We start from the raw sequence: 14,607 nt of genomic DNA, 5'->3' as shown, positions 1-14,607 counted from the left end.
CTGACAGTTAATTAAAGCTTTTGGCAAAACATTCAACATCCTGACGTATTCTGGCAGTCAATTTTGTCAGCATTGTTAACACTTTTGGCAGATAACGAAATTTCAATCTTCCTTACTTTGGGGTATTACTAAACTAAAAAGCATATGCATTTTATATGGTATAACCCGGACCTAAACGAGTATAAATATGGAAATGTGGCTGCTTTTAATTTAGATATTGAAACAGCCAATAATCCCAGAGCATATACGGTGCTCATGGAATTTGACAAAGATTCTAAGGAGATGGCCTACAAGATTATAGAGCAATTAAACATTGCAAATACGCAATCCATCGTAAGATTAGCGTCCTAGGTCGAAAAAAGTAGGTGACTCGTAGTGATTTCAACTAGTATTGAGGACGGTTCGTTTTTTTAATACTTAGATAGAATTTGACAGTTGAGTAAAGTAAACTGGCAGATACGAACACTTAGAATTAGGTTTATTTGTAAACGTTAACACATTGGCTATGCATCTTATTTGGTATAATTCTGTAACCAAAAGATATGAGTACGGGAGCTCAGTAGACTTCAAGTCTTTGAAGAAAACTAGTGATTTGGGAGACGCCCTAACTATACTCATGGAATTTACTGGAGATGACAAAGTGTTAGCACACAAGATTATTGGCGAGTTGAACATAGCCAAATCAGAACCTCTCATGGTGGTTTAAAACTATGACTGAAATAGCAACCTTTTTCTCATAGCTTATCCTGTAGACGGCAGGAAATAGTGTTAATAAACGAACCCCGGCTTTTAGTCGGGGTTTATTTTTTGTCAAAAAAGAAAGACGGGAAAGCCTTTCGTTCAGACTGTCCAAACAGGTTTAGTTTGAATTGAGATTTTAGATAACCGAAACCATAACCTAGCAATTGTATAAAAGAAGCAGGAACTGCCAACAACCCAACCAGAAAAGAATTGGTTCTCCAGGCATCTAATCCAATCAACGCTACAAACAAGCTTAAGGGCAATAAACTATAACCAGCAGTCAACGGGGCGGCAACTAGTAAACTCAGCACTCCCAACAAGAACAAAGTAGGGAGCATATACACAAGCTTTCCTGTGCCAGGATACCAACGATTCAGAATTACCCTGACCACACCAAATTTGTAGACCTGCTTGATGAATTTTCCAAAGTCTATCCTACGCTTATGAAATATCACCGCCTCTTGGATCAATGATACACGGTATCCGGCATTCATAATACGAAAACTCAGATCGGGATCTTCGCCAGGGTGAATATCGGAAAACCCACCCACCTTTTCGTAAACTTCTTTTTTGAGTCCCATATTAAAGCTGCGGGGCTGGTACTTGTCCAGTTGCTTCTTGCCTCCTCTAATCCCTCCTGTGGTAAAGAAGGAAGTCATAGCATAATTGATGGCTTTTTGGACATTGGAGAAACTTGGATGTGCAGCATCAGGTCCTCCAAAGGCATCTGGATTGATTTCTTCGATCGACTGGTCCAATTTTTCAAAATAATCTTCAGGAAGCACACAGTCCGAGTCAAAAAAAAGAAAGTATTGACCTTTTGCCCTATCCATCCCATAGTTCCTACTATCTCCTGGACCGGTATTTTTTTTGAAATAGTAAAATATTGGCAACTCATATTGATCCACCAAAAAATCAGATTTCTGATTTGATCCATCTTCCACCAAAACAACTTCAAATGGTTTGATGGTTTGGTTTTGCAGACTATCAAGCATCTCCTTCATCTCGTCGGGACGATTGTACACAGGAATGATTACGGAATACTTTGGATGGGTCATCTGTTCTTCAATCAAATTCTCTAACCTGCAAATTTATTGGCTAAAGCCTTTACAAATTCATGTTTTATTAAATGAAAAGCTGACCTAGCAGGAGAATAGCTTTTATCAATCTTTTTACCTGTCCCCAATCGATCTAACTGCAAATTATAAAATCCAGCTTCTGCCATATCCTCAAATGCCTTTATCCCGGTTCTGACGGAGAAGGCGTCTGGAGTTAGTTCTCCAGCCAAAAATCTGGATGCAAAATCATCATATAAAAGATATGGTCTGGCTATGCCAACTACGTCCAGCAAATTGTCTTTCAAGGATTCATTGCAAAACTTCAATGATCGAATACCTCCGGTAACCATAAGTGGAATGGAACTCTCTTTTCTTACCTTTTCTGCAAAATCAAGAAAATATGCCTCTCTTTGTTTGGTTGATTGTCTGATATTTTCAGCCAGCAAAAATTCTGCGTTTTCATAGGTGCCTCCCGAAATTTCGAGTAAATCAACGCCCAGTTTTTCTAACTGCCGTATCACCCAAAGCGAATCCTCTTCGCTAAATCCGCCTTTCTGAAAATCAGATGAGTTTATCTTTACACCTATTGGAAAATCACTTCCCACTCGACTCCGAGTAGCCTTGACTATTTCAAACAAAAATCTTGTTCTGTTTTCAAGGCTACCACCCCATTTGTCTGTCCTTTTATTTGTAATGGGAGACAAAAATTGGCTGATCAAGTAACCATGAGCTGCATGTATCTGAATGCCTGTAAATCCCGCTCGCTTAGACAACTCCGCAGCATCCGCATACTTATCAATTAGTTCTTGAATTTCATCGACCTCTAAAGGCCTGGGTTTAGCAAAAAAACCAAGTTTCTTTAATTTGACATTCGAGGCTGAAACCGGCCTCAAATTATTGAAAATTGAAGTCTGTCTACCACTATGAGAGATTTGTGTCCAACAATGATTGCCGTGAGAAGTAGCTGCCTCTGCCCACTTTGTCAACTCGGGTAAAAACGACTCATGCATAACGACGTTCCCTGCCGATTCCAAATGAGATTTTTCGAGCATCACGTTACCAGTAATCAGCAATCCGGAGCCTTGTTTGGCCCAATCTTCATAAAGCTTAAAATGCTTTCGATTTGGTTTTAGATTTCCTTCACTATATCGTTCGGTCATCGCGGCTTTAGCCAGTCTATTTTTAAGGATTGCACCACATGGCAATTGCAGAGGTTCATGGATATTCATTACAATACTTCCTTTAAAAATTTCAAAGAGGTATTATAGAATTTCAACACTAGCCTACGCTGATCTTGAATCAAATTATGGGAAGACAATTGGCTAACTGGCAAAACTGCTCCAACCCATTCATCTTCATGCCAGTGCGCTTTTACTGCACTCAAATCGATTAAATTTTTAGTAGGGTAAGGCCATGGGGAACAATAAAAATAGGGTTCCTCGTAATATTTATCACCTGGCGACATTCCCATGTTGATACTTCTGGAAGTTTCCGGATCGCCGGTATCCAGCAAAGTAATCCTTGCTGCTATGTCGAAATGGTGCGGCCAGCATTTTATCTCGGAAGCATTGTCCTCACTCTTCACAAGACTATTTAACAAGGCAGCGGTGTTGTGATACAGCTTACTCAATTCTTGAGCGGCAGCCATATTTTCTATATGAAAAGGTTCACCTTTCGCTGTAGCATACTCTGGTATCGAATAAGGGTAATTCAAATTGATTTTGGAAAAATCCGCACCAAGTTTACTCAATTCATGCTCTAACCAAACCATTACATCAGTCTGCTTGATATTTTCCATGGCAATGGAAGATATGGTCTGCAAATGTTCATCTACCAGATAAACCTCAAATTTGTTCAGGCTAATAGATGACCTAAATTTATTTTCCGTATCTACCCAGCGACCAACTATTCTTTGCAGTTTAAAATCCCATTCTAAATTGGCATTTTCATCTTCATCACTTGGTGGCAGAAAAGAACGCCCAACAGCAGCGACGTTTTGTATCGCCTGATGAAATTGTTCACGTACTTGCGAAAGATCGGAAACATCCGGAAAGGTGAGTAATTGCCAGTCTTTATTCATAGTTCCCATTCTCTGTGAAAGATAAACATTGTCCAGGCCTTAAGCCAAGCTTATTCCTTTCATAATTCTAAATTGTTTGACGGCTGAGCTATCGGTCATGCCAGATATATAATCAGTAATTTCCAAAACAGACTCGTAAGGGCTCTTCGCCCAATCTAATTTGAATTGAATTTCAGCAGGTAAAAGTCGATACACACTTTTGTGTCTGCCAGAGTAGTTTATTTTATCATAAAATTTACAAAAAACAGCTTCTATGAATGACTCCAGCAGTCCGTCGATCACCTCGAACCCTGCAGCTTCTTTCTCCAACACTTGTCTGCTCTGATAGATTCTTTTTACAGAAAAAGCGCTCAACCTTTCCAAGGTACCTGCAGCAGGAATGAGATCGGTAAGCGCCTTATCAAATGCTCCTTTCAAGATCTCTTCTTCATGTGCCATAAATACTTCAGAAGTTTGATGTATCAATGTATTGATTGCCACAGCTCTTAAGACCCCAATTTTCTCTTTATCACTAGCGATGTTCTCCAATTTTTCTGGATAATATCGATCTCCGAGTATTTCTGCCAAAAACTCTCGAGCCTCTTCAAAAGTGACCAGCCCTAATCCAAATCCATCTTCCAGATCAATAATGCTATAACAAATATCATCCGCTGCTTCTACCAGAAAAGCCAAAGGATGTCTGGCATAGACATTCTCTTTCCTTTCAAGCTGTACTAAACCGAGTTGATCGGCCACTTCACAAAATACGCTTTCCTCAGCTTTGAAATAGCCGTATTTTTTTTGGCTTTTTCTAGACTTGTCTCGGTTGGGCAGGGTAGAAGAACATGGGTACTTGGTAAAAGCAGCCAGTGTGGCAAAAGTTAGCCGAAGTCCCTGTTTTTGATTTTTAGTTAATAATCTAAAACCTTGAGCATTTCCTTCAAACCGAACCAAATCGTTCCACTCTTCAGAGGTAAGCAGGTCTTTTATCTTTTGGGCCTTACTATTATGAAGAAAATAGTCGGAAATCGCCTGTTCCCCTGAATGGCCAAATGGCGGGTTACCCACATCATGAGCCAATGCAGCAGCCCCAACTACGGCCCCAAAATCATAAGGAGTCAAGAAGGACAGCTCCTCATTTTTTTTAATTATTGAAGCGCCTACATTCTTCCCCAAAGACTTTCCTACACTAGAGACTTCCAGACTGTGCGTAAGTCTGGTATGTACAAAGTCCTGATCAGGCAATGGAAAAACCTGGGTTTTATCCTGTAAGTTTCTAAAAGGAGCGCTAAAAATGATCCGATCATAATCAATCTCAAAATCACTTCGCAACGGGTTTGAAGTTTTATTCTCTTTATTATCACCAATTCTGGCTGATGACATTAAGCTTTTCCAGTTCATCATGGATTTAAGATTGTCGGTTGACAATGGTGCTGCTTGCCTGAGCCGTAGGAAAAATCGTCATATCTGCTATGGTCACATGAGGTGGTCTCTCCACTACAAACTTTACCGCTTCAGCAATATCCCCGGCATATAAAGGAGTCATTCCTTGATATACACTTTCACTTTTATCTTCATCTCCTTTGAAGCGCACCATGGAAAATTCCGTTTCCACAAGGCCAGGGTGAATTCCTACCACTCGAATACCATAAGGGTTGAGGTCTAATCGCATGCCATTAGTAGCTGCATCTACGCCAAATTTTGAAGCGCAATAGACGTTCCCGTCGGGGTAAACTTCCTTTCCTGCTATAGAACCTATATTAATAATATCACCGGATTTTCTTTTTACCATTCCAGGAGAAATAGCTCTGGTGACATACAAGAGTCCTTTCAGATTGCCATCTATCATAGCGTCCCAATCTGCCAAATCTCCTTCATGAATCGGTGCTCTGCCATGTGCATTGCCAGCATTATTTATCAAGACTTCAATGTCTTTCCATTCTGATGGCAACGAGTCTATGGCGTCATTTACCGCATCGGCATCTGACACATCAAAAGATAAAATATGCACATCCGTTTGACCCTTAAGCTCTTCGGCTAACTTATTAAGCCGGTCTACTCTTCGGCCACAAATAATTAACGCATAATTAGGAGCGAGTATTCTTGCAATAGCTTCACCTATTCCGGAAGTTGCTCCGGTAACAAAAGCAATTTTTTTCATTTTTTGAATGAGGATAATTGAATCCCGAAATTACATGGAATCTATGAGATAATTAAGCGCTCCCTTCTGTTATTCAAAGGTCAAAACTGATACTCAACTGAGGAAAGACCATGTGGGTCCTGCTGATTTCCTGATGTTCATAGTAAAAGTCTCCAAAATCATCCTGTCTTAAGTTTTTTGGGGAAATATACTCCATGGGGCCACTGGCTAGATACAAAACTCTCAAATCCGCTCCAAACGCTTGCTTTAGAAAGGAAAAACCCAATCCGGCACCATAGCTCCAAACACCTTTCGTTTGATCGGCAAAAACAGATTTGTCCTCCATATCCAGGAGAGTATCAAAAAGGTCATTGTTGTACTTGGTAGTTGTAGAAAAAAACTTCCCTCCTCCAAGCAAATCTACATAAGGCTTTATATGAGAATCGGTTTGTACTCTCAGCCGTGTAACTAAGTGCGTCGTGAAAAGTGTGGCTGTTGTTTTAAGAGGCAGCCCGCCTATTTCAGTTTTATCTTTACCCATATAGTTAATTCCTATATCAAGGCCAATCTGAAAAAAATTGCTCTTTTTCGATGGATTCCAAACACCTCCTAAATTTCCTCCATAGCCCAATTTTCTGTCTATATCATCAGCAAAGGTTCCAACTGGAACTGCAAACTGCAATCCGAGCCAAAATTCTCCAACAGGTACACCAGACGTCTCTTGAGCAAATAATTGATGGGATGAGAAAAAGACAAGAAAGAGAAGTACTCTGTTTTTCATTGATTAAATAAGTTTTAATATGGTCAAACGAACACCCAAACAGTTAAAAGTATCCTGAATCAAAGGAAAATCTTTCATTTCAACTCAATAAATTGCGCATTCAACTAAAAAAACAAAAATGAATAAAGTCAAAAACTCATTACTGGCACTGCTAGCTTTGGCTATGGCATGCAGTCCCACTCAAGAAAAATTGTCATATTCAGCTGAAGAGATTGCAGCTGAATCAAAAAAGACTAATGATTTTTTTGAAAAATCATTCAACGACGGTCTTAATAGAAGCCCAGAGTATCAGACGTATCTTGGGATAAAAGACAATCAAGACAAATGGGATGATTACTCTGACAAGAATGCTAAAGCTGAGTTGGAAATTACCAAACAAGAATTGCAATGGTTGAAGGACTCCATCAACTACGAGGCGCTAGATAAAAACACTAAAGTGAGCTATGATCTGTTTGTGGCTTCTTGTGAACAAGAGATTGAAGGGTTCAAATACAGGTATTACAACTACCCAGTAAACCAAATGTTCGGCATGCATTCCGGGAAACCAGCATTTCTGATCAATATGCACCAGATCACAAATAAAGAGGATGCTGAAGCTTATATTTCCAGATTAGAGAAGCTCAAGGATGTATTTGATCAACTCATTGTCAATCTCAAAACCAGAGAAGAAAATGGTATCGTTCCTCCAAAGTTCGTTTTTCCACGAGTAATCTCTGATTCTAAAAATATTCTTAAAGGCGCGCCATTCTCTGAAGGTGAGCCTAGTACATTATTGGCTGACTTTACTGGAAAAATTGACCGACTTGATTCTTTATCTGAAGAAGAAAAGAATGCTTTATTGGCTAAAACGAATGATGCACTATTAACTAGCGTAAAACCAGCTTACGAATCGCTTATTTCATTCTTAACTGAACAAGAAAAAAGAGCAACTACAGATGACGGTGCATGGAAGTTTCCAGAGGGCGATGTCTTTTTCAATTTTGCACTAAAAAGAACAACAACAACAGACTTATCCTCTAACGAAATACATGAAATCGGACTTAAAGAGGTCGCCCGTATTCATGAGGAAATGAGGGCGATCATGGAGCAAGTCGAATTTGAAGGCACGTTGCAGGAATTCTTTCAATTCCTAAAGGAAGACGATCAGTTTTATTACCCAAATACAGATGAAGGTAAGGAAGCCTACATGGACAGTGCCACGACGATCATCAACAATATGAAAGGCCGTTTAGACGAGTTGTTTATTACTAAACCTAAAGCTGATATGATTGTCAAAAGAGTAGAAGCATTCAGAGAACAATCAGCTGGGAAAGCATTTTACCAAAGCCCTGCACTGGACGGTAGCCGACCAGGTACATACTATGCCAATCTTGCGGATTCTAAGAATATGCCGAAATTCGAAATGGAAGCTTTAGCGTATCATGAAGGCATTCCAGGCCACCATATGCAACGAAGTATTTCGCAGGAACTTGAAGGTATTCCTAAATTCAGGAAATTTGGTGGATATACGGCCTACACTGAAGGTTGGGGCTTATACTGTGAATTTATACCCAAAGAAATGGGTTTATATGAAAACCCATATTCAGACTATGGCCGCTTGGCCATGGAGCTATGGAGAGCATGCAGATTGGTAGTAGATACAGGCATCCACGGAAAGAAATGGACACGTGATGAAGGAATTGCTTATTACTTAAACAACACTTCTGGAAGTGAAAGAGAGTGTGTAAGAATGGTAGAAAGACATATTGTAATGCCTTCTCAAGCTACGGCTTACAAAATCGGAATGCTTAAAATTTTAGAGTTGAGAGCAGATGCTAAAGCAAAACTTGGTGAGAAGTTCGACATCAGAGAATTTCATGATGTGGTTTTGACCAGTGGAGCCGTTCCATTAGACTTATTAGAAAAAATGGTTGCAGACTGGATCGCTTCTAAAAGTTAATTGTATTTAAACCAAAATCTGAAAACCATCTCGATGTTCCGGGATGGTTTTTTTACGCCCCTTTTGCACTATGCATCTCAGATGATTTAAATTCTCTAACTACAAAACCTGTGGTGATCAAAAAAGAAGCTATGAAGTAACCTGTAGTTAGTTCAGCCCCAATAGTCCAAAATGAGCTCAGGCCAAACCAATCACCAGTCTGCCAAATCCAATACAACCCACCCAAACACTTCACTGCCTCAAAAAACAGGGCAGACTTCCTGAGATCCATCAATTCACTGGACGCATAGATGTGTATGAAAAGAAAAGCACCATAAAGAAACAAATTAGGAAATCCGATATCAGTAAAATTGACCAGCATTAGAATCAAAAAAAGATGGGTCATACCTAGCTGAATCCATGACCAGATATGCAAAGCTTTAGAAGCTTTTGTATCATATTTGATCTGATCCTTAGGGTCATCAATATAGTCGATAGGGTATTTGTCTTTCACATCTGCTGGTCTCCATCCCAGTGGCATAAACCAAATTCTAAATTTATCCAGCCAATTATTGGTTCGCCAGGCATCTTTCATTAGTAGCCATAAATGCTGAAAATTGATCAATATGGGATTCCATGTCATAGGGGCTTTTTTCACTCCATATACACAAGGCTCTTCGTCCATCTCCTCTTGGAATGTGCCAAATGCTCGATCCCAAACACAAAAAATTGCAGCAAGGTTTTTATCGAGATAAATCGGATTAATGGCATGATGCACCCTATGCTGAGAAGGAGTCACAATGACATATTCTAAAAACCCAAGCTTGGGAATATGTCTGGTATGATACCAAAATTGCAAAAACAAATGTATGGGACTAACAATTGCAATTACTTTAGGTGGCACCCCTAGTAATGCTGCTGGAATAAGCAAAACTGAGTATATCCCAAAAAATGAGGATATGCTCTGACGTAGTGCACAGGCCATGTTGAACTCTTCGCTACTATGATGCACCACATGTTCGTTCCAAAAGTAATTGACATGATGCCTCAATCGATGTATCCAATAGCTTGAGAAGTCTATACAAACGAAACAAATTACATAAACCAATACGGTACTTTCAATCTCTATCAACGCTAGTTTCTCATACAACCAGGAATAGGCTATTACTACCAGGGTAAGGCCTAGCAAATCCTTAACTGAATTGGTAATGCCTGAGCTAATACCCGTAATGGTGTCAAAACTTCTGAAGGTATTTTTTTTTACAGCGAAGCCATAAATCGCTTCAGCTGCCATGAGTATTAAAAAAACAGGTATGATGTATAAAACGGCTTTTGCGTATGCTTCCATGGGTTGTTGTTAAAGCTTCAAACTATGGTCATTCGAGCCATAATTTGAACGGGTGAACTTTCAAAAATATAAAATTCAACTACCCAAATCAACCAAAACCACTATTTTTATTATGCGTGCATACTAAATTACTTGCTCTTCAGCATAAGTCTTCATCGCCTCATTCATCGTTTCAAAACCTTTGATTGTTTTGTCACGAACTTTTTTCATGATAGGTCCTTGGAGAATTCCTGTAAAGTTTTCCCCATGTATAAACTGAGTCTGAAATTCCGTTACGGGATGCAATTTGAAATAATGATTACCAGCAAATAACCCCTTTAGAAGCAGCTTTCCTGTCCATTCAAATCTACGCCCCTCCTCATAAGCCACTACTTTAGGCTTAAAAAAATTCTTTCTTCCATCCATATTAATGATCACATCCAGTTTGTTGCCTAGTACGGCATCTCCTTCTACAGTAATGAATGGATTCCAGTCGCGATAGGCCTCGAAGTTCATTAGCACACGCCAAACTACCTCTATCGGCGCGTCTATCAATATTTCTGTTTCAATATTTTTCATACGAATTCTATCGGTTTCTACAATATTATTTAAGTTGCAATTAAGTAATTAACAATAGGTTAGCAAAATTTATGACAGAAGAACTTCGCACCGCTTTCTTACTTATGGGAGTTGGCATGATTACAGTTTTCATCGTTCTACTCTGTGTTGTCCTTGTCGGAAAGCTGTTGATACGTTTCGTGAACCGTTTTGTTCCTGCTCTTGAAACAGCCAACCAATCAGCTGCCCCTACTTCAAAAATTGCGCCAGCTAAAGTGGCTGCCATTACCTCAGCTGTTGAAATATTTACCAAGGGCAAAGGGAAAATTACTAACATCACAAAAATGAACTGATATTATGGGAAGAGAGATAGGACTGTGTCTGGTATATCGTGACATGTGGCAATCATCAGGAAAATATATGCCACGTGTAGATCAATTGGTCAAAGTAGCCCAACCCATCATTGACATGGGTTGTTTCCAACGAGTCGAGACGAATGGTGGAGGTTTTGAGCAAATCAATCTGCTATACGGAGAAAACCCCAACATCTCCAATCGGGCCTGGACTCAGCCATTCAACGACGCTGGCATTCAAACTCAAATGCTTGAAAGAGGGCTAAACGCCCTGCGTATGTATCCAGTAGCTGATGACGTGCGAAAACTCATGTTTAAAGTAAAAAAACTGCAAGGCACTGATATTTCGAGATCATTTGACGGCCTCAACGATGCCAGAAATTTGGAAAAATCCATTGCTTTCGCAAAAGAAGGTGGCATGATATCGCAAACCTGCCTTTGCATTACCTATTCCAAAATCCATACCGTTGAATATTACATCAAGAAGGCCGAAGAACTGATCAATCTGGGTGCTGAAGAAATATGTATCAAAGATATGGCTGGCATTGGACGACCCGTATCTCTTGGCAAGATCGTAGCTGGCATCAAAGAAATTAAACCTGATATTCTGGTGCAATATCATGGCCATTCAGGGCCTGGGTTTTCTGTTACTTCTTCACTCGAAGCAGTCAGAGCTGGAGCCGATATTGTAGATGTAGCCGTAGAACCCTTGTCTTGGGGTACTGTTCACGCCGACTTGCTCACTGTCCATGAGGTATTGAAAGATGCTGGTTATACATTGCCAGACATCAATATGAAAGCCTATATGCAGGTACGGACACTCACTCAAGAGTTTATTGACGACTTTTTAGGTTATTATATCAATCCAAAAAATAGACTCATGAATTCGTTGCTCATTGCGCCAGGGCTACCGGGCGGAATGATGGGGAGTTTAATGGCTGACTTGGAAAATAATCTAAAAAGCCTGAATAAGTGGTTAGAAAAAAATAACAAACCTCTTCTTTCACAAGATGATCTGCTCATAAAGCTATTTGACGAGGTACAGCATGTCTGGCCAATGATGGGCTACCCTCCTTTGGTAACACCTTACAGCCAATATGTGAAAAACGCCGCCTTGGTCAATGTCATGCAAATGGAGAAAGGCAAAGAAAGATGGTCACTTTTAGATGACAACACCTGGGACATGATGCTCGGAAAATCCGGTCGCCTTCCGGGAGATGTAAGTGATGATCTGAAGAAATTGGCGGCAGATCAAGGAAGGGAATTTTTTGAAGGTGATCCTTCTGATTTAGTCCCTGATTGTCTCGATGACCTTAGAAAAGAAATGGAAGAAAAAGGTTGGGAGGCTGGCCAGGACGATGAAGAACTATTGGAATACGCCCTCCATCCTCAACAATACCTTGATTTCAAATCAGGAAAAGCTAAAGCCGATTTTGAAGCTGATTTAGCGAAGCGAAGAGCTGAAGAAAGCACTCCATTGTCAACGACTGCTTCATCTGGTGGCTCCTGGGATTTAGGTCCTAAATCTATTCAAGTGGATGTCAACGGAGAAAAGTTCAATGTGAACATTACGTATGACAACGGTGGGTCGAATCAGGATCAGTCGCAGTCTACAGCCAAACCAATTCCTGCTTCAAATGGACAATTAAAAGAGATCCTGGCTCCTCTGGAAGGTAAAGTATTTCTGACCAAAGACCCGTCAGAGTCTGCCAAAAAAGTAGGTGACACGGTGCAAGAAGGCGATGTGATTTGTTATATAGAAGCCATGAAGGTAGTCAATGCAGTAAAAGCTGATCAAAGTGGTATTATAGCAGAAGTTTGCGTCAAAGACGGAGAAGATATTTTCGATGACGATGTCATATTCAAATTGAACTAATCAGTATTTGATGGAACTACTTCGAAAAGTATATGAAATGACCGCCATCGGTAACCTGGCCGCTCATCCTGAAAATCTCCTGATGATTCTGGTAGCTTTTGGACTCCTATACCTGGGCATCAGAAAACAATATGAGCCACTGTTGCTGGTACCCATAGCTTTTGGTGTCCTTTTGGCCAATTTTCCGGGAGGAGAGATGGGAGTGGTTAAAATTGATGAAGATCTAAACTTACTGGAAATCGCCAAGCATCATGGTATCATGAATTTTCTTTATTATGCTTTAATCAAGACTGGCTTTCTTCCACCAATCATCTTTATGGGAGTAGGAGCACTCACTGATTTTGGCCCTATGCTAAGAAATCTAAGATTGGCCTTTTTTGGCGCTGCTGCGCAAATCGGAATCTTTTCGGTTTTAATCGCCGCCATTTTGATCGGATTTTCGCCGAAGGAAGCCGCTGCGCTCGGCATTATAGGTGGTGCCGATGGGCCAACAGCCATTTATACCACCATCAAATTAGCACCCCATCTATTAGGCCCAATTGCGATCGCTGCCTATTCTTATATGGCTTTGGTTCCTGTGATTATACCTTTTGTGGTGAAGCTTACCATGAGTAAACATGAACTAGCCATCAATATGAAAAAACAGGACAAGCTCTACCCTCCGGGGACAACCATAAAAAACTTACAAGCGGTGAAAATCTTATTCCCTATTGCCTTAGGGACTATTGTTGCCATTATGGTACCTTCTTCAATCCCATTAGTTGGTATGCTTTTGTTTGGCAATCTTGTTAAAGAGATTGGTAGTAATACCTCCCGATTGTTCGATGCCGCATCCAATTCGATCATGAATGCAGCCACTATTTTCCTTGGGCTCACCGTAGGAGCTACCATGACTGCTAAGGCCTTCTTGAATGTAGAAACCATCATGATAGTTGTCGGCGGTTTCATTGCTTTTGCCATCTCCATAGCCGGAGGCATCTTCGCTGTGAAAGTTTACAACCTGTTGGCCAAAAAGAAAATTAATCCATTAATCGGGGCCACTGGATTATCAGCAGTACCTATGGCCTCGCGCGTAGCCAATGACATAGCACTGAAGCACGATTCATCCAACCATCTGCTTCAATACGCCATGGCTAGCAATATTTCTGGAGTCATTGGTTCAGCAGTTGCAGCAGGCGTTTTGATTTCTTTTTTGGGGTAAGCAAAATCTTCCATATTACACTCAAATATTTGTTTTGACCGATTATTCCTCTACATTTGCATTCGAAATATAGATTTCTTGAGCGAGGGGACTTCAGTCCCCTCTTTTTATAGTAGGAATTGTGACTGAAAGCATCGTAGATCAAGTACAAACTGTTGTTGAAAATATCCTCTCTGAGCAGGACGACCTGTTTTTGGTAGATATAATCAAAAAAGGAAATGACCGCAGCGGTAAACTGATCGTGTTGTTGGATGGAGATCAAGGAATTACTATAGAAAAATGTAGTGAGGTGAGTAGAGCGGTTTCGCATTTTATCGATGAAGAAATTGAGCTCAATGAACCCTTGACCTTAGAAGTCTCATCGGCTGGATTGGATCATCCACTCAAGCTGAACAGACAATATGTCAAAAACATTGGCAAGAATGTAAAAGTGACTTTGAATGACAAATCCATTGTGGAAGGTCAGTTGAAAAAAGTGGAAGACGCTTCAATCGAATTAGATATTTTGATTGATAAAAAGAAAAAAACCACTGAAACCAAAGTCATCAATATTGAAGATATAAATAAAACTATTGTTCTAGTTTCATTCAAATAA

15 protein-coding genes are annotated in these 14,607 nt (G+C 40.1%); 7 read left to right on the top strand and 8 right to left on the bottom strand.

Annotated features, from left to right (window positions below):
* Positions 1-144: 144 nt before the first annotated feature.
* On the top strand, positions 145-351 hold the full coding sequence (locus ACOQO5_RS15780; protein ID WP_420582658.1) for a hypothetical protein: 207 nt from the start codon (positions 145-147) through the stop codon (positions 349-351).
* Between the two features lie 154 nt (positions 352-505).
* On the top strand, positions 506-706 hold the full coding sequence (locus ACOQO5_RS15775) for a hypothetical protein (protein ID WP_348305677.1): 201 nt from the start codon (positions 506-508) through the stop codon (positions 704-706).
* Positions 707-800: 94 nt separating this feature from the next.
* Here the strand turns inward: ACOQO5_RS15775 and ACOQO5_RS15770 are convergent, their stop codons facing one another.
* The 6 genes from ACOQO5_RS15770 to ACOQO5_RS15745 form a co-directional block, all read right to left on the bottom strand.
* Complete coding sequence (locus ACOQO5_RS15770) at positions 801-1,799, bottom strand: glycosyltransferase (RefSeq protein ID WP_420582657.1); 999 nt, start codon at positions 1,797-1,799, stop codon at positions 801-803.
* Between the two features lie 20 nt (positions 1,800-1,819).
* Entirely contained in the window at positions 1,820-3,028 is a 1,209-nt protein-coding gene (locus ACOQO5_RS15765) for an NADH:flavin oxidoreductase/NADH oxidase family protein (RefSeq protein WP_420582656.1), read from the bottom strand.
* On the bottom strand, positions 3,028-3,879 hold the full coding sequence (locus ACOQO5_RS15760) for a hypothetical protein (RefSeq protein WP_420582655.1): 852 nt from the start codon (positions 3,877-3,879) through the stop codon (positions 3,028-3,030). Before ACOQO5_RS15760 ends, ACOQO5_RS15765 begins: the two co-directional genes overlap by 1 nt.
* A gap of 39 nt (positions 3,880-3,918) precedes the next feature.
* Positions 3,919-5,262 carry a deoxyguanosinetriphosphate triphosphohydrolase gene (locus ACOQO5_RS15755; RefSeq protein ID WP_420582654.1) on the bottom strand — a complete coding sequence of 448 codons (1,344 nt, stop codon included), beginning with the start codon at positions 5,260-5,262 and terminating at the stop codon, positions 3,919-3,921.
* A gap of 4 nt (positions 5,263-5,266) precedes the next feature.
* Positions 5,267-6,019, bottom strand: coding sequence for an SDR family NAD(P)-dependent oxidoreductase (locus ACOQO5_RS15750; protein ID WP_420582653.1), 753 nt, complete (start codon positions 6,017-6,019; stop codon positions 5,267-5,269).
* Positions 6,020-6,092: 73 nt separating this feature from the next.
* Positions 6,093-6,779, bottom strand: coding sequence for an outer membrane beta-barrel protein (locus ACOQO5_RS15745; RefSeq protein ID WP_420582652.1), 687 nt, complete (start codon positions 6,777-6,779; stop codon positions 6,093-6,095).
* 118 nt (positions 6,780-6,897) lie between these two features.
* Between ACOQO5_RS15745 and ACOQO5_RS15740 the strand changes: the two genes are divergently transcribed.
* Entirely contained in the window at positions 6,898-8,718 is a 1,821-nt protein-coding gene (locus ACOQO5_RS15740) for a DUF885 domain-containing protein (RefSeq protein ID WP_420582651.1), read from the top strand.
* Between the two features lie 52 nt (positions 8,719-8,770).
* Here the strand turns inward: ACOQO5_RS15740 and ACOQO5_RS15735 are convergent, their stop codons facing one another.
* Positions 8,771-10,045 (bottom strand): sterol desaturase family protein, encoded by a 1,275-nt coding sequence (locus ACOQO5_RS15735; protein ID WP_420582650.1) that lies wholly within the window; start codon positions 10,043-10,045, stop codon positions 8,771-8,773.
* A 123-nt stretch (positions 10,046-10,168) separates the two neighbouring features.
* Positions 10,169-10,603, bottom strand: coding sequence for an SRPBCC family protein (locus tag ACOQO5_RS15730; RefSeq protein WP_420582649.1), 435 nt, complete (start codon positions 10,601-10,603; stop codon positions 10,169-10,171).
* 71 nt (positions 10,604-10,674) lie between these two features.
* On the opposite strand from ACOQO5_RS15730, the gene ACOQO5_RS15725 reads away from it, so the two are divergent.
* From ACOQO5_RS15725 to rimP, 4 genes are all read left to right on the top strand, one after another.
* Positions 10,675-10,935 (top strand): OadG family protein, encoded by a 261-nt coding sequence (locus ACOQO5_RS15725; RefSeq protein WP_420582648.1) that lies wholly within the window; start codon positions 10,675-10,677, stop codon positions 10,933-10,935.
* Between the two features lie 4 nt (positions 10,936-10,939).
* The gene (locus ACOQO5_RS15720; protein WP_420582647.1) at positions 10,940-12,811 is read left to right on the top strand and encodes a biotin/lipoyl-containing protein; all 1,872 of its coding nucleotides are present in this window, start codon (positions 10,940-10,942) and stop codon (positions 12,809-12,811) included.
* Positions 12,812-12,821: 10 nt separating this feature from the next.
* Complete coding sequence (locus ACOQO5_RS15715) at positions 12,822-14,012, top strand: sodium ion-translocating decarboxylase subunit beta (protein ID WP_420582646.1); 1,191 nt, start codon at positions 12,822-12,824, stop codon at positions 14,010-14,012.
* A 121-nt stretch (positions 14,013-14,133) separates the two neighbouring features.
* Positions 14,134-14,607 (top strand): ribosome maturation factor RimP, encoded by a 474-nt coding sequence (gene rimP / locus ACOQO5_RS15710; RefSeq protein ID WP_420582645.1) that lies wholly within the window; start codon positions 14,134-14,136, stop codon positions 14,605-14,607.

The organism is Reichenbachiella sp. (assembly GCF_965223055.1).
Taxonomy (GTDB): Bacteria; Bacteroidota; Bacteroidia; order Cytophagales; family Cyclobacteriaceae; genus Reichenbachiella.
This window is presented reverse-complemented; position numbering and strand designations above follow the sequence as displayed.